Source organism: Micromonospora sp. NPDC050276 (assembly GCF_044459545.1).
Classification (GTDB): Bacteria; Actinomycetota; Actinomycetes; order Mycobacteriales; family Micromonosporaceae; genus Micromonospora.
The window spans coordinates 86,393-107,663 of sequence record NZ_JBITJA010000009.1 but is presented as its reverse complement, the minus strand read 5'-3'; the positions used below and the strand labels follow the sequence as shown (position 1 = coordinate 107,663).

The window sequence follows — 21,271 nt, the reverse complement described above, 5'->3', positions numbered from 1 at the left end:
TTAGCGGGTGCCGGTTGCTGCCGCGCGGCGGCGAGAGAGCGCGTCGACGCTGGCCGCGAGCAGTAGCACAACGCCGGTGACCACGTACTTGACTCCCGCGCTGTACCCCATCAGGCCCATTCCGTTTTCGATGACCGCGACCACCGCGCCGCCGAGGATGGCGTCCAGGACGCGGCCCTTGCCGCCGAAGAGGCTGGTGCCACCGATGACGGCCGCGCCGACCGCGTAGAGCAGTACGTTACTGCCGCCGGTGTTCGGGTCGACCGAGTTGGCTCGGCTGGCCGCCACGATGCCTCCGACGGCCGCCATCGATGAGCAGATCATGAAAACCGAGATCCGGATGCGGTCGACGTCGATGCCCGCCCGGCGGGCCGCTTCCCGGTTGCCGCCCACGGCGTAGATGTGCCGGCCGTAGCTGGTGCGTTGCAGCACGAAGGTCCACACGATCAGGAGCACCGCGATGATCGGCACCACGATCGGCACGCCCTTGAGTGAGCTGATCAGGACGTTGCGGCTGCGCTCCAGGTTGAGGACGTACACCGCCGTGCCGAGGATGACGGCGAGCCCGCCGATCCGCAGCGCCACCACCGCGATCGGGTCGGTGATCAGACCGCGGCCCACCCGGTTGCGGTGTCGCAGCAGTTGCACCGCCGCGTAGCCGACGACCGCGAGGGCGGCCAGCGCCCAGCCGAGGGTGGGGGCGAGGTTGCGGTTGGCGATGGCGACGAGCACGTTGTCGCGGACGGAGATGTTGGTGCCATCCTTGACGAGCAGCAGCACGATGCCCTGGAAGGCGAGGAAGCCGGCGAGGGTGACCACGAAGGACGGAATGCCGATCTTGGCGACGAGCATGCCGAGCGTGGTGCCGATGACCAGACCGGTGGCGATCGCGGCGAGCACGGCGACCCACCAGGGGTAGCCGAGCACGGTGACCACATTGGCCAGTACCGCCGCGCAGACGCCGCTGGCGAAGCCGGCGGAGAGGTCGATCTCGCCGAGCAGCAGCACGAAGACGAGGCCCATCGCGATCAGCGTGACCGCCGCACCCTGGGTGAAGAGGTTGGCGAAGTTGCCGGCGGACAGGAACGACGACGGTCGCATGACCGCGAAGACGGTGCAGAGCACGATCAGGCCGAGTACGGCCGGTAGCGCGCCGACGTCGCCACCGCGTACCCGACTGAGGTAGTTGCGGGCGTGGCTCCCGACGGTCGGCGGCGGTGTGACGGCCGCGGGGCTGTCCTTCCGCACGGCGGTGGTGGTCATCGGACGCCTCCTGAGATCGAGTCGGCCGGCTGCGGGCCGTCGCCGTTGCTGCCCGGGTCGGTGGCGAGGCCGAGCCCGCCCGAGCGCCCGGCGGTGATCAGTTCGACCACCTGGGCGTGGGTGATGTCGGTGGTCTTCACCTGGGCGACCATCTGACCGAGGTACAGCGCGGCGATCCGATCGGAGACGGCGAAGACGTCGTTCATGTTGTGCGAGATGAGCACCACGGCCAGGCCGTTGTCGGCGAGACGGCGGACCAGTTCGAGCACCTGGGCGGTCTGTGCCACGCCGAGTGCCGCGGTCGGCTCGTCCAGGATGACCAGCTTGCTGTTCCACAGCACCGCCTTGGCGATGGCCACGGTCTGGCGCTGACCGCCGGAGAGGCTGGAGACGTGTTGGCGGAGTGAGGTGACGGTGCGGATGGAGAGCCCCGCCAGGGTCTCGGCGGCGAGCTGTTCCATGGTCGGCTCGTCGAGGACGATGCCGCTGCGCTTCTCCCGGCCGAGGAACATGTTCTGCACGATGTCCAGGTTGTCGCAGAGCGCGAGGTCCTGGTAGACGACCTCGATGCCGAGCGCGGCGGCGTCGCGGGGGCTGCCGATGTGCACCGGTTCGCCGTTGAACAGGAACTCACCGGCGTCGGTGGGGTGGATGCCGCTGATGCACTTCACCAGGGTCGACTTGCCGGCGCCGTTGTCGCCGACCAGTGCGGTCACTTCTCCCGGGTGGACGGTCAGGGCGACGTCGCGGAGCACCTGGACGGGACCGAAGCTCTTGTCGATCCCGCGGAGTTCCAGCAGGGGGGTCGCGGACACGGGGGTCTCCTTCTTAAGGGAGGGTCGGGGCCCGTCCGGCGGGCGCCGCCCGGCACGGGAGGGGTGCTCCCGTGCCGGGCGGCGATGGTCGTCCCGGCGGGTACTGCGGCGTCGGTCAGCTGATGCCGGCGTCGGCGCAGGCCTTGGCGTACGCCGCGGTGCAGACCTCTTCCTTGGTCACGTAGCCGTCGGCGATGACGTCCTTGATGTTGTCCTTGTAGATCGCCTTCGGGGTGAGCAGCACCGCGGGAACGTCGCGGTCACCGTCCTTCACCGTCTGACCGGTGTCCTTCTGCTCGCCCTTGGCGAGTGCGATGGCCAGGTCGGAGGCGGCCTTCGCCTCTTCCCGGACCGCCTTGTAGACGGTCATGCACTGGTCACCGGCGAGGATGTTCTGCAGGCCCTCGGTGCTGGCGTCCTGTCCGGTCACCGGCACCTTGCCGTTGAGCTTGTTCTTCTTCAGGATCGAGATGGCGGCGTTGCCGAGGCCGTCGTTGGCGGCCAGCACGCCGTCGATCTTGCCGTTGGCCTTGGTGAGCTGCTGCTCGAAGATCGTCGCGGCCTGCGCGTTGTCCCACGCCGGCACGGCGTCCTCGGGGCCCTTGACGTATTCCTTCGAGTCGAACTTCGGCTTGAGCACCGAGTCGTAGCCGGCCTTGAACAGGGTGGCGTTGTTGTCGGTGGGGGAGCCGTTCAGGTACGCCACGACGGGGTTCTTGACGCCCTTCTCGGTCAGGCACTTCGACAGACCCTCGCCCTGGAGCTTGCCGACGGTCTCGTTGTCGAAGCTCACGTAGTACTGGGCCGAGCCACCGAGGGTGAGCCGGTCGTAGTCGATGGTGGCGACGCCCTGCGACTTGGCCTTGTCGAGCACGGCCTTTCCGGTGCCCGAGTCCAGGTTGACGATCATCAGGGCGGTGACGCCACCGGTGATCATCTGGTCGGCGATGGTCTGGAAGGCGGTCTTGTCGTTCTGGGCGTTCTGGATGTCGTACTGGACGCCGGCGGCCTTGAACGCCTCCTCCAGGAACCGGCGGTCCGCGGTCTCCCAGCGGGCCGAGGACTTGCTGTCCGGGAGGATCACGCCGATCTTGGGAGTCTTGGCGGAGTCGGCCGAACCGGGGCCGGAGTCGTCGCCACAGGCGGTCAAGCCGCCGGTCGTGAGCAGGCCCACGGCGGCGATGGTGAGGATCCCCTTACGCATGTGCAGGGTCCTTTCGGGGGTGGGGGAGGTGGTGTTTTTGTTGTGTCCGGCAACGTATTTCGCGTCACACTGGCTCCACAAGACCGCGCAGGTGCCAAGTTTGTTGGGGGCGATAACAATTCAGCAACGCGACTGTTACTCCCCGGGTATCCCACGGGGGAGTGAACGTAACGACGGTCGTCAGCGGGCCTGCAACGGCGCGGTGCGGGCGTCGGTCAGCGCCACCAGATCCGCCGCGGCCAGTTCGAGTTGCAGGCCGCGCCGACCAGCCGAGACGTAGATCGTCGGGAGATCCAGCGCGGATTCGTCCAGCACCGTGGGCAACCGCCGACGCTGCCCGAGCGGGCTGATCCCACCGCGGACGTAACCGGTGGCCCGTTCGGCGACCGCCCGGTCGGCCAGCGTGGCCCGCTTGCCGCCGACCGCCGCCGCGAGCGCCTTGAGGTCCAGCTCGCCGGTGACCGGAACGACCGCCACGGTGAGTGCGCCGTCGACCTCGGTCACCAGCGACTTGAACACGCGCTCCGGTGCCACGCCGAGCGCCACCGCCACCAACGCGCCGTAGTTCGGGGCGTCCGGCGCCACCCGGTACGGATGGGTGCGATGCGCGATCCCGCGCTTGACCAACAGTGCCGTTGCCGGCGTGCCCTGTCCCGCCACAGCGACGAGGCTAGTCCACCGGCAGGTCGGGGCGACGTCAGTCGACCGGCCGGCCGCAGCGGCGCTAGTCGGCCGGCCGGCTGCAGCGGCGCTAGTCGGCCGGCCGGCCGATCAGCACGGTCGGTGCACCGTCGACGCGGGTGAGCACCAGGCTCGCCGCCGCGTCGCCGCTCAACCGCAGATCCCGCCGGAGCTGCTCCGGGGTGAGCGCCGAACCCCGCTTGAGGATCTCCACCCGGCCCACCCGACGATCGCGCAGCAGCGCCCGCAGCCGCTTGAGCGAGAACGGCAGCACGTCGGTGATCTCCAGGCAGCGCGCGAACGGGCTGCGGATCGGCTGGTCGGCGTAGAGGTAGGCGATGCTCGGATCGCCCAGGGTGGCGTCCAGGTCGGTGGCCAGTTCGGCGACGAGGTGCGCGCGGACCACCGCCGGGTCCGGGTCGTACAGGTAGCGGCGCGGCGGCCCGACCGGCGCTTCGGCGGCACCCGAGCCGGTGAGCTGGTGGATCCCGGTGCGGAACACGCTGGCCCGGCGGGGCACCTCCGCCAGCGCGCCGCACCAGAGCGCCGCCTCGACCAGGTCGCCGTCCACGCCGACCCACTCCGCCTCCGCGCCGGCCGGGATGAGCGCGTGATCCAGGCCGGGGGCCACCTTCACCACCGTGTGCGGCACCCGCTCGGCCAGCCCGGTGACGAAGTCCCACGGTGGCGAGTAGGCGCGCGGGTCGAAGATCCGCCGCCCGGTGCCGGTCGTGCGACGGGCCGGGTCGCAGAAGACCCCGTCGACCCGGGACACGTCGAACGCGGTCGCGTCGCCGCACTCGACCGTGAACAGCTCGGCCAGCCCGGCGGCCTCGGCGTTGGCGGCGGCCATCGCGGCGGTCACCGGGTCGGCCTCCACCCCGTACACCCGGATGCCGGCGCGGGCGGCGGCCAGCGCGTCGGCCCCGAGCCCGCACCCGAGGTCGGCCAGGGTGCGCACACCGGCGGCGGACAGCCGGGCGGCCCGCCGGTCGGCGACCACCCGGCGGGTGGCCTGCTCCAGGCCGGGGCGGGTGAGGAACATCCCGGCGGCGGCCGCGCCGAACTTGCCCACCGCCCGGTGGCGCAGCTCGGCCTGCGTGAGGGCCGCCGCGGCCAACGTCGGTGGCACCCCGGCCGCGCGCAGCGCCGACGCCGCGGCCAGTGGATCACCGCCGGCCAGCCCGGCCGCCGCCGTGAGCGCGGCCGACCCCTCGGGGGTACGCAGCGCCGCCAGCTGATCGAGATCCACCCGGTCATTGTCCCGGCCGACCCGGAAATCCTGCCTGGCGGGGCGCGACGCGCTGGCACTCTCCTTGACGGAGTGCTAGCCACGGAATAACCTGCGATTAGCACTCTCACCCTGAGGGTGCCAGCTTCCGGGTCTCGCGACCCGGTTGCGCACGCCAGGCGGACCGGCACCCGCGACGACGGCCCCGCCCGGTGGCATGAGGCAGATTGACGCTGGTCAGCCCCGCTGGCCAGCAACGAAACCAGTACCCCAGGAGGGTATGCCCGTGACTACCGCGACCAAGGTTGCGATCAAGCCGCTCGAGGACCGCATCGTGGTCCAGGCGAACGAGGCTGAGACCACCACGGCGTCGGGCATCGTGATCCCCGACACCGCCAAGGAGAAGCCGCAGGAGGGCACCGTCCTCGCTGTGGGCCCGGGGCGCGTCGACGACAACGGCAACCGGGTTCCGGTTGACGTTCAGGTCGGCGACACCGTCCTCTACTCGAAGTACGGCGGCACCGAGGTCAAGTACGCCGGCGAGGAGTACCTGGTGCTCTCCGCCCGCGACGTCCTCGCGGTCATCGAGAAGTAAGCAACCGATCAGTGCCACTGCCCCGGTCCGGCTCGCCGGGCCGGGGCAATGGCGCTTCGAAGGGACATTAATGGCGAAGATCCTGAGCTTCTCGGACGACGCCCGACACCTGCTGGAGCACGGTGTCAACGCCCTCGCGGACGCGGTCAAGGTCACCCTCGGACCGCGCGGGCGCAACGTCGTCCTGGACAAGAAATTCGGTGCGCCGACGATCACCAACGATGGTGTGACCATCGCCAAGGAGATCGAGCTCACCAACCCGTACGAGAACCTTGGCGCGCAGCTGGTCAAGGAGGTGGCGACCAAGACCAACGACGTCGCCGGCGACGGGACCACCACCGCGACCGTGCTGGCCCAGGCCATGGTCCGTGAGGGTCTGCGCAACGTGACCGCCGGGACCAACCCGGCCGGCCTCAAGCGGGGCATCGACGCGGCGGCCGTCAAGGTCTCCGAGGCGCTGCTCGGCCGGGCCGCCGAGGTCACCAGCCAGGAGTCGATCGCGAACGTGGCGACGATCTCGGCACAGGACTCCACCATCGGCGATCTGATCGCCGAGGCGATGGAGCGGGTCGGCCGCGACGGTGTCATCACCGTCGAGGAGGGCTCGATGCTCACCACCGAGCTGGACGTGACCGAGGGTCTCCAGTTCGACAAGGGCTTCATCTCGCCGAACTTCGTCACCGACCTGGAGGGTCAGGAGTCCGTCCTTGAGGACGCGTACATCCTGGTCACCACCCAGAAGATCTCGGCGATCGAGGAGCTGCTGCCACTGCTGGAGAAGGTCCTGCAGAACAGCAAGCCCCTGCTGATCATCGCCGAGGACGTGGACGGCCAGGCGCTCTCCACCCTGGTGGTCAACTCGCTGCGCAAGACCCTCAAGGTCTGCGCGGTCAAGGCACCGGGCTTCGGTGACCGGCGCAAGGCGATGCTCCAGGACATCGCGATCTCCACGGGCGCCGAGCTGGTCGCCCCGGAGCTGGGCTACAAGCTCGACCAGGTCGGCCTGGAGGTGCTCGGCACCGCTCGGCGCGTCGTGGTCGACAAGGAGAACACCACGATCGTCGACGGCGGTGGCCAGAAGGCCGACGTCGCCGACCGGGTCGCCCAGATCCGCAAGGAGATCGAGGCCTCCGACTCCGACTGGGACCGGGAGAAGCTGGCCGAGCGGCTGGCGAAGCTCTCCGGTGGCATCGCCGTCATCAAGGCTGGCGCGGCCACCGAGGTCGAGATGAAGGAGCGCAAGCACCGCATCGAGGACGCCATCGCGGCGACCAAGGCTGCGGTCGAGGAGGGCACCGTGCCCGGCGGCGGCGCCGCCCTGGTGCAGGTCCTCTCGGTGCTCGACGACGACCTGGGTTTCACCGGTGACGAGAAGGTCGGCGTCTCGGTCGTCCGCAAGGCGCTCGTCGAGCCGCTGCGCTGGATCGCCCAGAACGCCGGTCACGACGGCTACGTCGTGACCCAGAAGGTCGCCGACCTGGAGTGGGGCAACGGCCTCGACGCCGCCAAGGGCGAGTACGTCGACCTGGTCAAGGCCGGCATCATCGACCCGGTGAAGGTGACCCGCAACGCGGTCACCAACGCCGCCTCGATCGCCGGTCTGCTGCTCACCACGGAGAGCCTCGTGGTCGAGAAGCCGGAGCAGGCCGAGCCAGCCGCCGCCGGCGGCCACGGCCACGGTCACGGCCACCAGCACGGCCCGGGCTTCTGATCCGGTAGCGACACCCGTTCCGGGGCACACCGCCGTACGGCGGTGTGCCCCGGCTCGTTCTTGCGGGTCCACCCGGGTCTTACCGAACGCTGACGTTGTTGGCGACCGGGCGAGATGATCGCGCACACTGGGCCGATGAGCACCACGTCACGGCGATACGCCGCGTTGGCCGGGATCACCGCCGCCGCCGTCGCGATCGGGATCGCCGAACCAGTCGCGGTGTTGACCGGCCCGCGGTCGGCGCCCCTGGTCGCGGTCGGCGGGGTCGTCGTCGACGCCGTCCCCGAGTCGCTGAAGCAACTCGCCATCGACCTCTTCGGCACCGCCGACAAGATCGCGCTGCTGGTCGGCACGGCCGTGCTGCTCGGAGGCTTCGCCGCGCTGTTCGGCGTACTCGCGGTTCGCCGGCTGGCCCTCGGCCTGGCCGGCATCGCCCTCTTCGGTGCCATCGGCGTGGCCGCCGCGTTGACCCGTTCCGGCGCGGACCTCGCCGACGCGCTGCCGTCGCTGGTCGGCGCCGGTCTCGGCGCCCTGGTGCTCTGGCTGTTCATCGCCGGACCGTTCGAGCTGAACCCCTGGTCCTGGTCACCACCGACAGCCACCGCGCGGTCCGCCGCGTCGGCGTCGCCCGGCGGTTCGCTGCCGAAGATTCCTGCCGGACCGGCGGCGGCGGACGAGGGGGTCGAGCCCGCGGGGGTCGACCCGGAGTCACGGCGGCGGTTCCTCACCGGGAGCGGGGTGCTGCTCGGCACGGCCGTCGTGGCCGGTCTCGGTGGGCGCTGGCTGGCCGGTCGGCGCGGCGTGTCGGCAGCCCGGGACGCGATCCGCCTACCCGCGCCGGTCGCCCCCGCACCGGCCGTACCGGCTGGCGCGGACCTCTCGCTGACCCAGCTCGCGCCGTACGTCACCCCGAATTTCGGCTTCTACCGGATCGACACCGCGCTGGTGGTGCCCCAGGTCGACCCGGACACCTGGCGGCTGCGAATCCACGGGCGGGTCGGCAAGGAACGCACCTACAGCTACGCGGATCTGTTGGCCCGACCGCTGGTCGAGCGGTACGTCACACTGGCCTGTGTCTCCAACGAGGTGGGTGGGGACCTGATCGGCAACGCCCGCTGGCTCGGCGTACCCCTGCGGGAGTTGCTCGACGAGGTCGAGCCGGACGACGACGCCGACCAGGTCGTCGGCCGGTCGGTCGACGGCTGGACCTGCGGCACCCCCACCGCCGCGCTCCGCGACGGACGGGACGCGCTGCTGGCGGTCGGGATGAACGGTGAGCCGCTGCCCGTCGAGCACGGCTTCCCGGTCCGGATGGTGGTGCCCGGCCTCTACGGCTACGTGTCAGCCTGCAAGTGGGTGACCGAACTGGAGCTGACCCGGTTCGCTGACTTCGACGCGTACTGGGTGCCGCGCGGCTGGTCGGCCCAGGGCCCGATCAAGACCCAGTCGCGAATCGACACGCCCCGCGGGCGCAACCGGTTGACCGCCGGGCCAGTGACCGTCGCCGGCGTGGCCTGGGCACAGCACCGGGGCATCCGCCGCGTCGAGGTACGCGTCGACAACCAGGATTGGCAGCAGGCCGAGCTGGCCCCGACCGTGTCGGTGGACACCTGGGTGCAGTGGTCCTGGCGGTGGGACGCCACGCCGGGCGAGCACCGGCTCCAGGTCCGAGCGACGGACGCGACCGGCGAAACCCAGACCGAGCGTACGCAGGGCGTCGCCCCAGACGGCGCCACCGGCTGGCACACGGTCACCGTCACCGTCCGCTGACCCCTGACACGGCGCCGCCACCCGGCCTTGCGTCTGCGGCTGAGCGGTAACTGTCCGAGAGCTCGCGGGTTTTGAGCGTGGACATGCCGTTGGCCGGCACCCCGGGGTTGCGGGTGCCGGCCAACGGTCGGTGTCCTGTTCTGCTGTTCTGCTGTTCTGCTGTTCGGTGGTGCTGTGGTGCTGTGGGGTCAGCTGTTCCAGTACTGGGCGACGAGGTCGGCGGCCTGCTGCTCCCACTGGGCGTAGGCGTCCGGGTAGGCCGAGACCTGCACGGTCTGCGCGGCCTGGGTCAGGGGCATGTCCTGCCACCCGTCAACCTGCTTGAGGCCCTTCAGGAACGCAGTCGTGGAGTACTGCGGGTCGGTGATTTGTTCCGGGGTGCCCCACCCCGAGCTCGGGCGCTGCTGGAACAGGCCCAGCGAGTCGTGGTCGTTGGCGTCGCCGAGGTGGCCCAGGTTCTCCAGCTTCGACTCCTGCAGGCTCGTCGCGATCGAGATCACCGCGGCCCGCTCGGGCAGGCCGGCCTTCTTCGTCGCGGCGATGATCGCCTTGACGTTGGCGGTCTGCTCGTCGTTGAGGGTGATGTGCGACTGCTCGCCCTGGGTGCCGTGTGGGATCAGCTTGCTGGTGTCGGGCTTGTCAGCCTGCACGGCCATTGCGACCGGGTTGGCGTCGACGGGGTTGGCGTGCGCGGCGATCGGACCGGCGAACACACCACCGGCGAACGCGAGACCAGCAACCGACAGCACGCTCTTACGAATGATCGTGTTCATGGGGGTAGCTCCTTCGGGGGTAGGACACCCGCCCACGCCGATCGGGGGAACGGCAGTAACGGGTGTGAGCACCTCGTCCGGCGCCGCACAAACAAACAAGGGGGGAAGGTTTGGGGGGTGACGCCCACGTTCACTGGGGCGTCGGGGTCGGCGACCTCGCAAGCCCGGGGGGGCTCGGGGCGCCGGTTCCCTGTGTAACGACCGGGGGGCCGGGGTCATTCCGGGGGTGGCCCAACCGTCGGGGCGGTGCCCGAGCCCTCGGGTCGTGGGTGCTGCAACGACCCGGGGGCCGGGGTCATTCCCGGCGGCCCACCTGCCAGCGCCCTGCTCGACGCGTGGCCGGTTGGCCGTGGGGACCGCAACAACCCGGGGGCCCGGGGAGATTCCCGGCGGCCCACCTACCAGCGCCCTGCTCGACGCGGGTGGCCGGTTGGCCGTGGGGACCGCAACGACCGGGCACGGGCCGGCATTCCAACCTGCCCGACCAGCCCTCGGGGGGCGGGGCGGCGGCCGGTGGTGCTGCGATCGTCAGGGTATGTAACGACCCCACCCCGGCCACGATTCCGGCCCAGGCGTGCGCTCGATCACGGGACAAAGCGCCGCATACCACGCAGGGGCGAAGTCATGTGCCAGGCCCCAAGGTCCCAGGCCGGACAACCTTCCCAGGGGGCACCTCGGCTCGCCCTGTGGACCGCGCAGCTGGGCGTGATCTACTCGGGTTCGCTGAAGTTGGGGCATCCCGCCCAAGCGGACACCCCGACTTCAAGGAAGTCGTGTTGATCATGTCGGGGCCGCCGAACGGGTGGCGCCTGGAACCGGAGCAAACGGGTGGAACCGCGCGAACCGCGCTCCGGGGAGGCGGCGCGGTTCGCGGAAATCGGGGACGTCAGGCGACGTTGCGTTGGGCCGGGACGGTCGACTTGTGCGGGCGGCCCAGGCGAGCCTCCAGCCGTGCGACGTCCACCCGGGCGTGCCGGCGGTCCGCCAGGTCCTCCCAGCCGACGGCGAGCAGCCGCAGTCGCTCCGACTCGCTGAAGCCACCCCACACCCCGTACGGCTCGCGCACCGACAGTGCGTGTGCGGCGCATTCGGCGCGAACCGGGCAGGCGCGGCAGACCGCCTTGGCGGCGGACTCACGACGCAGCCGAGAGGAACCACGCTCTCCGTCGGGGTGGAAGAACTGGGCACTGTCGCGCCCTCGGCAGGCACCGAGTCGCTGCCAGTCCCAGAGATCGACGATGGGTCCGGGCAGTCTACGTACGTTCGACATCAGCACCCCTCCTCCCGCGCGGCTCCGCGAGAATCCTTGTGGCCGGCATCCGGGCGGCGGGCCGCGCAGGCGCACCGTTCCCGGCCTGGACCTCCCGGTACCCGGGCTGTCGCCAACTCACACGTGTGTGATCGAAAACGTCCGGGAAATTGCGGCTTTTGCCCCATCTGTCGGAAAAGTTCGAAGGATTGCCGGGAACCTCCTCCCCAGCCAACCGCGTCATGGTCTGCTCGTGGGCGGAGAGGAGACCACAGTGCGTACCGTTCTTGTGTGCGTTCGGACACCACTCGCGGCCCAGCAACTTACTTCTGCTGCCGCGCGGCTGGGGTTGTCCGCGATCGTTCGTACCGCCGTCTCTGATCCTGAGGTGATGCTGCGGTTGGCCGAGCGCCCGGCCGACGTGGTGCTGGCCGACACGGCCCTCACCCGGCCGGACAGCGCCGGTTTCGTCCGCCGGGTGTTGGCGCGTGCGCCGCAGGCGGCGGTGCTGCTGCTCGGCACCGAGGAGTCCGAGGCTGCGGCGGCCACCATCAGCGCCGGCGCCCGGGGTCTCATCCAGAACGTCGACCATGACCTGACCAGCGCGGTGGCGAAGGCCCTGCTGTTGCTCACCGCCCCCGGCCGGGCCTCCCGGCAGCGGATCAGCGATCCGGCCCGGGACGCGGCGGCGGTGGGCGGTTCCGGTCGATCGGGACCGTCGCCGCGCGGCTCCGGCGAGCCCGGCTGGGCGGCCACGCCCGGCGACGGGGCGACCGGTGTGGCGTCGGTGCCGGTGCAGCGGGGCGACGACGAGGTGGAGGCGACGACCGGCGAGGCGGGGGTGACCCAGAACGACCCTGCCCGTCCCGTTCCGAACAGTCGGCCCACTCGGGCGTCGATCGGCCTCACCGAGCGGGAGCTGCAGGTGCTGCTCGGCATGGCCGAGGGCAAGAGCAACGCGGAGATCGGCCGGGAGCTGTTCGTCTCGGAGGACACCGTCAAGACGCACGCCCGCCGGTTGTTCCGCAAGCTCGGCGCCCGGGACCGGGCACATGCGGTCGCGGCGGGGTTCCGCGCGGGTCTGGTCGCCTGATCTACGCGTCGCCTGATCTACGCGTCGTGCACGTCGCGCGGCAGCGTCACTTGGTGGCGGTCGGGGCGCCCGGCTCGTCCTCGGTGCCCTCGGAGAGGGTGTCGTGCACCCCGTCGGCGTACCCCCGGGCGTAGTCCCAGGTCACGTAGTGGTCCGGGTCGGGATCGTAGGCGGGCTCGTGCACCCGGGGGCGGCCCGAGTTGAGCAGGTGCCGCAGGTTGCCGCGGAGCAGGTCCCAGTCGAAGTAGTGCGGCTCACGGCAGTCCTCGCATTCGATCACCAGCCCTCGGACCCCGATCGGGGCCAGCAGAGCCTGGTAGATCTCCAGGTCGGCGAGGTCCTCCAGCACATCCTGCCGCTCGACGTCGGTCAGCGGATCCGGCGTCGCGTCATCGCCCGGGTCATCCAGACCCGCGGTCGGATCGGCCGGGTCGCCATTGAACGGGTCGATGGGCTCGTCGTGCACCCCCTCACCGTAGACCCAACGCGGCGCGAACGTCCGCCCCCCGGCCTCCGCGCCGAGCCGGCCTGCCACGGAGGGGTCGCCCAGCTCACTGGGTACGATGAAGCGACGTGCCGGCACCGTGGCGCGCTCCGGTGCCTGCCCGCGCCACCTCGCTGAAGCCCATCCGAGCAGCTCAGGGGAGCAATCGTGGAAAATTCGCCCAGCACCGATCTTCCGGCCGGCGTCGAGCACGCCGACCTGGGCGGCCACCTGCCCGAGCTGCCGGCCGGCTCCGCCCGGGTGGTTCCGCTCGGCCTCACCTTCGACGACGTGCTGCTTCAGCCGGGCGAGTCGGACGTGGTGCCCAGCCGGGTCAACACCCGGACGAAGCTCACCCGCAACATCGAGTTGTCCATCCCGCTGCTGTCCAGCGCGATGGACACGGTGACCGAGGCCCGGATGGCGATCGCCATGGCCCGCCAGGGCGGCATCGGCGTGCTGCACCGCAACCTCTCCCTGGAGGACCAGGCGCTCCAGGTCGACCTGGTCAAGCGCTCCGAGTCCGGCATGATCACCAACCCGGTGACCGCCAGCCCGGACGACACGCTGCGCGAGGTCGACGAGCTGTGCGGGCGTTACCGCATCTCCGGCGTCCCGGTGGTGGACGGCGACGGCCAGCTGGTCGGCATCGTCACCAACCGCGACATGCGTTTCGTCTCCGAGCCGAACACCCCGGTCCGCGAGATTATGACCCACACCCCGCTGATCACCGCCCGGGTCGGCGTGAGCAAGGACGACGCCCTGGCGCTGCTGCGTCAGCACAAGGTCGAGAAGCTGCCGATCGTCGACGACTCGGGCCGGCTGCGTGGCCTGATCACCGTCAAGGACTTCACCAAGAGCGAGCAGTACCCGGACGCCAGCAAGGACGACGCCGGCCGGCTCCGGGTGGCGGCCGCCATCGGGGTGGGCGAGGACGCCTACAAGCGGGCCCGTGCCCTGGTCGACGCGGGCGTCGACGTGCTGATCGTGGACACCGCACACGGTCACCAGCGGGCCGTGCTGGACATGGTCCGCCGGCTCAAGGCCGATGTGGCGGTCGACGTCATGGGCGGCAACGTGGCCACGTACGCCGGCGCGAAGGCGCTGGTCGAGGCCGGCGCCGACGGCGTCAAGGTGGGCGTGGGCCCGGGGGCGATCTGCACCACCCGGATCGTCGCCGGGGTCGGTGTGCCGCAGGTGACCGCGATCATGGAGGCGGCTCGGGCCGCCCGCCCGGCCGGCGTGCCGGTGATCGGCGACGGTGGCATCCAATACTCCGGCGACATCGCCAAGGCCCTGGTTGCCGGGGCCGACACGGTGATGCTCGGCAGCCTGCTGGCCGGCTGTGAGGAGAGCCCCGGCGAGCTGATCTTCGTCAACGGCAAGCAGTTCAAGACGTACCGCGGGATGGGGTCGCTCGGCGCGATGCAGTCCCGGGGCCAGGCCAAGTCGTACAGCAAGGACCGCTACTTCCAGCAGGACGTGCTCAGCGACGACAAGCTGGTCCCCGAGGGCGTGGAGGGCCAGGTGCCCTACCGGGGCCCGCTCTCCCGGGTGGCTCACCAGCTGGTCGGCGGTCTGCGACTGGCCATGGGGTACGCCGGTGCGGAGAACATCCCCGATCTGCACCGCCGGGGCCAGCTCATCCGGATCACCGCGGCTGGACTGAAGGAGAGCCACCCGCACGACATCCAGATGACCGTCGAGGCGCCCAACTACCACACCCGCTGACCCACCACCCCCAACCATCTGGAGTCCCCCATGCGTGACGTGGTCGAGATCGGGCTGGGCAAGACCGCGCAGCGCGGCTACCACCTGGACGACATCGCCATCGTGCCGAGCCGCCGCACCCGGGACGTCGACGACGTCTCGACGTCCTGGCAACTCGACGCGTACCCGTTCGGCATTCCGTGCGTCGGCCACCCCTCCGACGCCACCATGAGCCCGTCCTCGGCGGTGCGCCTCGGTCAGCTCGGCGGCCTCGGCGTGCTCAACGTCGAGGGTCTCTGGACCCGCTACGAGAACCCGACGAAGGTGCTGGACGAGCTGGCCGGCCTCGACGAGGAGGCCCGCGCGACCAAGCGGCTCCAAGAGGTGTACGCCGAGCCGATCCGCCCGGACCTGATCGCGGAGCGGGTCCGCGAGCTGCGCGCCGGCGGCGGCACGGTGGCGGTGCGGGTCTCCCCGCAGCACACCCTGGCGTTGGCTCCGGTGATCCTGGACGCCGGGGTGGACATCCTCGTCATCCAGGGCACCATCGTCTCGGCCGAGCACGTGTCGACTACCGACGAGCCGCTGAACCTCAAGGAGTTCATCGCCGACCTGGACCTGCCGGTGATCGTCGGTGGCTGCACGGACTACAAGACGGCGCTGCACCTGATGCGCACCGGCGCGGCGGGCGTGATCGTGGGCATCGGTGGTGACGAGTGGTCGACCACCGAGTCGGTGCTGGGCATCCGGGTGCCGATGGCCACCGCGATCGCCGACGCCGCGGCGGCCCGCCGCGACTACCTGGACGAGACCGGTGGCCGGTACGTGCACCTGATCGCCGACGGTGACATCCAGACCTCCGGTGACATCGCCAAGGCGCTCGGCTGCGGCGCGGACGCGGTGATGCTCGGTGAGCCGCTGTCGCTGTGCGACGAGGCGCCCGCCGGTGGCGCCTGGTGGCACTCGGCGGCGAGCCACCCGTCGCTGCCTCGGGGCGCGTTCGAGGTCTCCGGTGAGCCGCTCGGGTCGATGGAGCAGTTGCTCTTCGGGCCGGCCGACGAGGCCGACGGTCAGCTCAACCTGTTCGGTGGGCTGCGTCGGGCCATGGCCAAGTGCGGTTACCGCGACCTGAAGGAGTTCCAGAAGGTCGGTCTGGTCCTCGACCGCTGACCGATCCGTCAGACGCCGGAAGGCCGGCCCCGCTGTGCTGCGGGGCCGGCCTTCGTCGCGTTCGGTCGAATCACTTCTCGACGTAGATGGTCAGGTCGGACATGTTCTGGTAGCTCGTCGCCGCGAAGTCGAGCGACTGGCCCTTGTTGTCCGTCCCGCCGGGGGCGGTGTCCATCTCCCAGTTGGCGTGGTGGAAGTTGCGCTCGCCGATGGTCTGGAAGAACTGCTGGAAGTTGATGTCGCCGTCGCCCAGCGGCGTCATCTGGTACCCGTTGGAGACGCTGGTGTCCCGGTCGCCGTCCTTGGCGTGGAAGAGCGGGAACCGGGTGGTCCGGTCGGCCACGGTGAGGATCGGGTCGAAGAGGTCGGTCACCTCTTGGCCGGCCGCGTTGACGTACTTCTGGTGCTTGTACCGGGCGACGTAGGCCCAGTAGATGTCCAGCTCGAAGAAGACGTACCGCGGATCGGTGATCTCGAAGAAGTACTCCAGTCGGCGGATGCCGGAGGATCGGGTCTGCCGGCCCTGCGCGTCGCGCGGGCCCCGGTCGATCAGGAAGCTGTAGGCGGCGTCGTGGTTGTGCGTGTAGAGCCGCATGCCCCGGGCGCGAGCCTGTCGGCCCAGCTCGTTCCAGATGTCCGCGGCGGCATCCCACTCGGCCTTGTACGCGCTGCTGGTCGGATCGCTGCCGGTGCCGATGTTCTTCATGCCGAGTTCCTCGGCGATGTCCAGTTGTTGCTGGAAGGTGGCCGGCTGGATCGAGGCGTGGGTGCCGTTGGCCACCAGGCCGTTGTCGTCGAGGATCTTGCGGATCTCGGCGGGGGTGATCTGCCGGCCGAGGATCTCGGTGCTCTGGGTGTAGCCGGCGAACTCGATCTCCTTGTAGCCGATCTCGGCGAGTCGAGCGAGGACGCGCTCGAAGCCGTACGGCACCCCGCTGTCGTCGGGCGCGGCGGTGATCCGGTCGCGGACGCTGTAGAGGATGATGCCGCGGTTCTTGGCCGGGATCAGCGGTTCGACGCGCAGTTTGCTCGCGTTGCCGGGGTTGGCGAGGGCGGGGGTGCCGGTGGCGAGGACGGGTAGCCCGGCCGCGCTGATCGCGGCGGCGGCGCCGGCGGAGGCGGCGAGCAGGGACCGGCGGCTGAGACGGGGGGTGGGGGAGGCGTCGGGGGCGGTGTGGTCTGGCATGGTTCCACCTTTCGCGACGGTGGTCGGAGACCGACACTAACGTCGGTCTAAGTCGAAAGAAAGTATCGATCGACGGCAGCTTTTGTTTGATTCGACGAAAGTCACTGACGATTGTCGATACCGGCCGCGCGACCGCCGATGCTGACTACGCTCGTCCTGACCGGAATGTCGCAGGAAACCGGAATGTCGTAGGAGGTCGGAATGCCACGGGAGGGCTGGGCATGGTCCTGACCGGACAGAGACTGGGCGTCGCCACCGCGCTGACCTGCGTCCTCGGACTGATCGCGACCGGTTGCACGGGCGACGACCGCGACGGCTTCCGGCCCGGCGCGGCCGATGTCGGCGACCCGTACGTGCCGGGGCACGGCAACGGTGGCTACGACGTCACGCACTACGGCCTCGATGTTCGCTACGACCCGTCGACCGACCGGCTGACCGGTCGAGCCGTCATCACGGCCACCGCCACCCAGAACCTGTCCCGCTTCAATCTGGACCTGGCCGGGCTGGAGGTCCGCGCTGTCACCGTGGGTGACGCAGCGGCCGACCATCGGCGCGGCGACGGCGAACTGGTGGTGACGCCCCACGGCGGCCTGCCGCGGGGCTGGCCGTTTACCGTGACGGTCGACTACGAGGGCGTGCCCACGGCCGTCGACGACGGGGCGCTGGGCAGCGGCGGCTTCCTGCACACCGCCGACGGCGCGGTGGCGCTCGGCCAACCGGACTCGGCGGCCACCTGGTTCCCGGTCAACGACCACCCGTCGGACAAGGCCAGCTACGACCTGGCGGTGACCGTCCCGGACGGCCTGGCCGCACTCAGCAACGGCGTACCCGGGCCGAAGAGCAGCACCGACGGCTGGACCACCTGGCGCTGGTCGGAGCGCACCCCGATGGCCAGCTACCTGAGCACGCTCGTGATCGGCGACTACCGGGTGGTGACCGGCACGCACGCCGGCCGACCGATGATCACGGCGGTGGCCGCGAGCCTGCCGGCAACCGGCGGCGCGGCCACCTCGCTGGCCCGCACCGGCGCGATCGTCGACTTCCTGGCCAGCCGCTTCGGCCCGTACCCGTTCGACTCGTACGGGGGAATCGTGATCGCCGACGACCGGATCGGGTACGCGCTGGAGACCCAGTCCCGCCCGGTCTACGGCCCCGCCTTCTTCGCGGACGACCGGCCCAACCCGAGCGTCGTCGCACACGAGCTGGCTCACCAGTGGTTCGGCGACAGCGTGTCACTGACCAGGTGGAGCGACATCTGGCTCAACGAGGGCTTCGCCAGCTACGCCGAGTGGCTGTGGGAGGAGCACGACGGCGGCCGGACCGCCCAGCGCAACTTCGAACTCCAGTACGCGGCGACCGACTGGTCGCAGCCGTCGGTCGAGCCGGGCCGGGAACAGATGTTCGGCACGGCCGTCTACAAGCGCGGGGCGCTCGCCGTGCACGCGTTGCGCCGGACCGTCGGTGACGACCTGTTCTTCCGCATCCTGCGCACCTGGACCACCGAGCGGGCGGCGGGCAACGCGACCACCTCGGACCTTGTCGCGCTGGCCGAGCGGGTCGCCAACCGGCAACTGCGGCCGTTCTTCGACGCCTGGTTGGTGGGTGGGTCGGCCCCCACACTGCCCTGACCGACCCGGGCTGGCCGGTCGATATGCTGCCGGCTGCGGACGGCGGGTGAGCGCCCGTTCGCGCGGAGCGGCGGAGGCCGTGACCGGCCACCGTGCGGAAAGGGTGTGGGATGCGGGGGACGCGGCACAGACTGCGAATGGGCGCCGGCCTGCTGATCACCGGTGCGCTCGCACTGTCCGGATGCGACTCGACGGGCGCGGAGACGGCGTCACCAGCGAGCGCGTCCCCCACGCCGGCACGGACCTTCACCGCGGGCGCCGACGGGGTCGGCGACGCCTACTTCCCGACCTACGGCAACGGCGGTTACGACGTCGGGCGGTACACGGTGAAGGTGCGCTACGACCCGGCCAAGGACCAGCTGACGGGTACGACCACCGTGCGGGCCACCGCGACGGCCGACCTGTCGACGTTCAACCTCGATTTGGCCGGCCTGACCGTCAGCGCGGTCACCGTGGACGGCGCACCGGCGACCCACAGCCACAAGCGGAACGAGTTGGTGATCAAGCCAGCCTCCGGCCTGATCAACGGCAACGGGTTCGTCGCCGAGATCACCTACGCCGGTAAGCCGAAGCCGTTGAAGAACGAGACGCTCGGTGACGGCGGCTTCCTGCACACCTCCGACGGTGCCATCGCGCTGGGCCAACCCGAGTCGGCCAGCACCTGGTTCCCGGTCAACGACCACCCGTCGGACAAGGCGGCCTACGACTTCGAGGTCACCGTGCCGGACGGGCTGACCGCGATCAGCAACGGTGTTCCCGGCGGGAAGGCCAGCTCGGGCGGTTGGACCACCTGGAAGTGGTCGGAGAAGTCACCGATGGCCAGCTACCTGAGCACGCTGGTGATCGGCAAGTTCCGGATCTCCACGGGCGAGCACAAGGGCCGCCCGGTCTACAGCGCGGTCACCACCACCGTGGCCAAGGGTGCCGCGGACGAGTCCATCGCCCAGACCGTAACGGTGGCCGACTACCTGGAGAGCGTGTTCGGGCCGTACCCGTTCGACGCGTACGGCGGCGTGGTGATCTCCGACAGCCGGATCTCCTACGCGCTGGAGACGCAGAGCCGGCCGGTCTACTCGGCAGGCTTCTTCCGGCAGGGTGAGAACACCGAGGTCGTCGCCCACGAGTTGGCGCACCAGTGGTTCGGCGACAGCGTCGCGTTGGCCAAGTGGGAGGACATCTGGCTCAACGAGGGCTTCGCGACGTACGCGGAGTGGCTCTGGGCCGAGCACACCAAGGCGTACACCGCCAAGGAAGCGTTCGACAGGCGGTACGCCGAGATGTCCGTGCAGGTGTGGAAGACACCGCCGGGCAAGCCCGGTGTGGACAAGCTGTTCAGCGAGTCGGTCTACCAACGTGGTGGCATGACCCTGCACGCCCTGCGGGTGGCCGTCGGTGACAAGGCGTTCTTCGAGATCGTCAAGACCTGGGCGGCGGAGAAGCGCAACGGCACCGCCACCACGGCCGAGTTCGTGGCCTTGGCCGAGCGCATCTCCGGCAAGCAGCTCGACGCGCTCTTCGACGCCTGGCTCTACGGCACCAAGAAGCCCGCCCTGCCCAAACGGCTCTGAGCGGAGTCAGTTCTTGACGACCAACTTGGGGTGGGCGGCAAGGTAGGCGTCGGCGCGGCCGGCGCGGAGTTCGGTGAGGAACTTGCGGCCCTCGGTGGTCAGCTGTTCGCCCCGGTAGGCGCTGCCCTTGCCGACCCCGGAACCGGGCAGGCCGACCAGCTTGAACTGGTTCTCCGGCAAGCCACTCAGGGCGTACGCGATGTCGACAATCCGGCGGCCACCCACGTAGACCAGCGTGTCGCCCAGCGCGGAGACCACCTGGTCGACCCGCTCCGGTTGTTTGGCCAGGCCCTCATCCAGGATCTTGCGGGTCATCGCCCGGATCAGCTGCTGCTGGTGACGTTGCCGCGCGTAGTCACCGCCGGTGATGTAGCGCTGCCGCGCGTAGTCCAGCGCCTGCCAGCCGTTCAGGTGCTGCTCGCCCTTCTCGTAGACCTGCTGCGGCCCGGTGTATCCGCCCGGCGCGCTCTCCCGGTGCTTGCCGTCCGGCCGGCGGTGCAGCGAGGCGACCCGCTGGTCCACATAGATGTCCACCCCACCCAGGGCGTTGACCAGCCGGTCGAACCCGTTGAACGTGAGCACCGCGCCAGCGTCGATGCGCAGCCCGGTGTAACCGCTGACCGTGCTACGCAGCAGCTCGTACCCCTGGGCTGTGCTCGGCTGTTTGGGTTTTCCCGGCACCCGGCTGCCGAAGCTCATCGCGTGCGTGAGCTTGGTCTTGCCGCCCTTGTAGCCGGCCTTCGGGAACGCCGGGATGTCCACCAGCAGGTCACGGGGGAGCGAGAAGAGGTACGCCCGGTCCAACCCCTTGGGCACGTGCAGCACCAGCACGGCGTCCGCGTGCGGCTCCCAGCCGGGCACGCTGACCCGGGTGTCCACACCGACCAGCAGCAGGTTGAGCGGTCCGGTGATGTCCGCGCCCGGTGGCGGACCGCTGGGGCTCGGGGTGGGCGTGGCGACCGGCGACGGAGTCGGTGAACCGGCCACCGGCGCGCCGCCCGGCTTGCTGTCGCCGGTCAGCCGGGTGATCACCACCGCGCCGGCCGCGATCAGCGCGACGGCGGCGAGGGCCGTCAACCCCAGCACCAGCCACCGTCGGCGCGGCGCCATCGACGCGAGAACCATCATGGATTCCTTCCA

18 protein-coding genes are annotated in these 21,271 nt (G+C 70.4%); 8 read left to right on the top strand and 10 right to left on the bottom strand.

The features are described 5' to 3' along the window. The 5 genes from ACIBF8_RS21170 to ACIBF8_RS21150 form a co-directional block, all read right to left on the bottom strand. Complete coding sequence (locus tag ACIBF8_RS21170) at positions 1 to 1,263, bottom strand: sugar ABC transporter permease (protein WP_396785034.1); 1,263 nt, start codon at positions 1,261 to 1,263, stop codon at positions 1 to 3. Then, a complete protein-coding gene (locus ACIBF8_RS21165; RefSeq protein WP_396785032.1) occupies positions 1,260 to 2,078 on the bottom strand; it encodes an ATP-binding cassette domain-containing protein in 819 nt (272 codons plus the stop codon). Before ACIBF8_RS21165 ends, ACIBF8_RS21170 begins: the two co-directional genes overlap by 4 nt. Positions 2,079 to 2,193: 115 nt before the next feature. Then, positions 2,194 to 3,282: a sugar ABC transporter substrate-binding protein gene (locus ACIBF8_RS21160; protein ID WP_396785031.1), complete on the bottom strand. Its 1,089-nt coding sequence runs from the start codon at positions 3,280 to 3,282 to the stop codon at positions 2,194 to 2,196. 180 nt (positions 3,283 to 3,462) lie between these two features. Further along, on the bottom strand, positions 3,463 to 3,942 hold the full coding sequence (gene ybaK / locus ACIBF8_RS21155; RefSeq protein ID WP_396785029.1) for a Cys-tRNA(Pro) deacylase: 480 nt from the start codon (positions 3,940 to 3,942) through the stop codon (positions 3,463 to 3,465). A 91-nt stretch (positions 3,943 to 4,033) separates the two neighbouring features. Next, a complete protein-coding gene (locus tag ACIBF8_RS21150) occupies positions 4,034 to 5,215 on the bottom strand; it encodes a methyltransferase domain-containing protein (protein WP_396785027.1) in 1,182 nt (393 codons plus the stop codon). A gap of 259 nt (positions 5,216 to 5,474) precedes the next feature. On the opposite strand from ACIBF8_RS21150, the gene groES reads away from it, so the two are divergent. The 3 genes from groES to ACIBF8_RS21135 all read left to right on the top strand — a co-directional run bounded on the left by groES (position 5,475) and on the right by ACIBF8_RS21135 (position 9,270). Further along, positions 5,475 to 5,789, top strand: coding sequence for a co-chaperone GroES (groES, locus tag ACIBF8_RS21145; RefSeq protein WP_030330046.1), 315 nt, complete (start codon positions 5,475 to 5,477; stop codon positions 5,787 to 5,789). Positions 5,790 to 5,859: 70 nt separating this feature from the next. Next, positions 5,860 to 7,500 (top strand): chaperonin GroEL, encoded by a 1,641-nt coding sequence (gene groL, locus ACIBF8_RS21140; RefSeq protein ID WP_396785026.1) that lies wholly within the window; start codon positions 5,860 to 5,862, stop codon positions 7,498 to 7,500. A 135-nt stretch (positions 7,501 to 7,635) separates the two neighbouring features. Beyond that, positions 7,636 to 9,270 (top strand): molybdopterin-dependent oxidoreductase, encoded by a 1,635-nt coding sequence (locus ACIBF8_RS21135; protein ID WP_396785024.1) that lies wholly within the window; start codon positions 7,636 to 7,638, stop codon positions 9,268 to 9,270. Between the two features lie 188 nt (positions 9,271 to 9,458). On the opposite strand, the gene ACIBF8_RS21130 is transcribed toward ACIBF8_RS21135, so the two are convergent. Next, positions 9,459 to 10,043, bottom strand: a complete 585-nt coding sequence (locus ACIBF8_RS21130) for a hypothetical protein (RefSeq protein ID WP_396785023.1) — start codon at positions 10,041 to 10,043, stop codon at positions 9,459 to 9,461. Positions 10,044 to 10,929: 886 nt separating this feature from the next. Continuing rightward, entirely contained in the window at positions 10,930 to 11,313 is a 384-nt protein-coding gene (locus tag ACIBF8_RS21125) for a WhiB family transcriptional regulator (protein ID WP_354995091.1), read from the bottom strand. Between the two features lie 253 nt (positions 11,314 to 11,566). Here ACIBF8_RS21125 and ACIBF8_RS21120 point away from each other — a divergent pair, with 253 nt between their 5' ends. After that, positions 11,567 to 12,385: a response regulator transcription factor gene (locus ACIBF8_RS21120; protein WP_396785022.1), complete on the top strand. Its 819-nt coding sequence runs from the start codon at positions 11,567 to 11,569 to the stop codon at positions 12,383 to 12,385. 46 nt (positions 12,386 to 12,431) lie between these two features. Here the strand turns inward: ACIBF8_RS21120 and ACIBF8_RS21115 are convergent, their stop codons facing one another. Further along, positions 12,432 to 12,851: a DUF5319 domain-containing protein gene (locus ACIBF8_RS21115; protein WP_030337860.1), complete on the bottom strand. Its 420-nt coding sequence runs from the start codon at positions 12,849 to 12,851 to the stop codon at positions 12,432 to 12,434. Between the two features lie 186 nt (positions 12,852 to 13,037). Between ACIBF8_RS21115 and guaB the strand changes: the two genes are divergently transcribed. Together guaB and ACIBF8_RS21105 are read left to right on the top strand one after the other, a co-directional pair. Next, entirely contained in the window at positions 13,038 to 14,600 is a 1,563-nt protein-coding gene (gene guaB / locus ACIBF8_RS21110; protein ID WP_396785021.1) for an IMP dehydrogenase, read from the top strand. 30 nt (positions 14,601 to 14,630) lie between these two features. Continuing rightward, entirely contained in the window at positions 14,631 to 15,749 is a 1,119-nt protein-coding gene (locus tag ACIBF8_RS21105; protein ID WP_124778268.1) for a GuaB3 family IMP dehydrogenase-related protein, read from the top strand. A 70-nt stretch (positions 15,750 to 15,819) separates the two neighbouring features. Here ACIBF8_RS21105 and ACIBF8_RS21100 read toward each other — a convergent pair whose 3' ends face one another. Beyond that, positions 15,820 to 16,935: a sugar phosphate isomerase/epimerase family protein gene (locus tag ACIBF8_RS21100; RefSeq protein ID WP_396785020.1), complete on the bottom strand. Its 1,116-nt coding sequence runs from the start codon at positions 16,933 to 16,935 to the stop codon at positions 15,820 to 15,822. A 221-nt stretch (positions 16,936 to 17,156) separates the two neighbouring features. On the opposite strand from ACIBF8_RS21100, the gene ACIBF8_RS21095 reads away from it, so the two are divergent. Further along, on the top strand, positions 17,157 to 18,563 hold the full coding sequence (locus tag ACIBF8_RS21095; RefSeq protein WP_396785019.1) for a M1 family metallopeptidase: 1,407 nt from the start codon (positions 17,157 to 17,159) through the stop codon (positions 18,561 to 18,563). 110 nt (positions 18,564 to 18,673) lie between these two features. Beyond that, positions 18,674 to 20,131 carry a M1 family metallopeptidase gene (locus tag ACIBF8_RS21090; protein WP_396785017.1) on the top strand — a complete coding sequence of 486 codons (1,458 nt, stop codon included), beginning with the start codon at positions 18,674 to 18,676 and terminating at the stop codon, positions 20,129 to 20,131. Positions 20,132 to 20,137: 6 nt separating this feature from the next. On the opposite strand, the gene ACIBF8_RS21085 is transcribed toward ACIBF8_RS21090, so the two are convergent. Further along, positions 20,138 to 21,256, bottom strand: a complete 1,119-nt coding sequence (locus ACIBF8_RS21085) for an LCP family protein (protein ID WP_396785015.1) — start codon at positions 21,254 to 21,256, stop codon at positions 20,138 to 20,140. Positions 21,257 to 21,271: the final 15 nt, after the last annotated feature.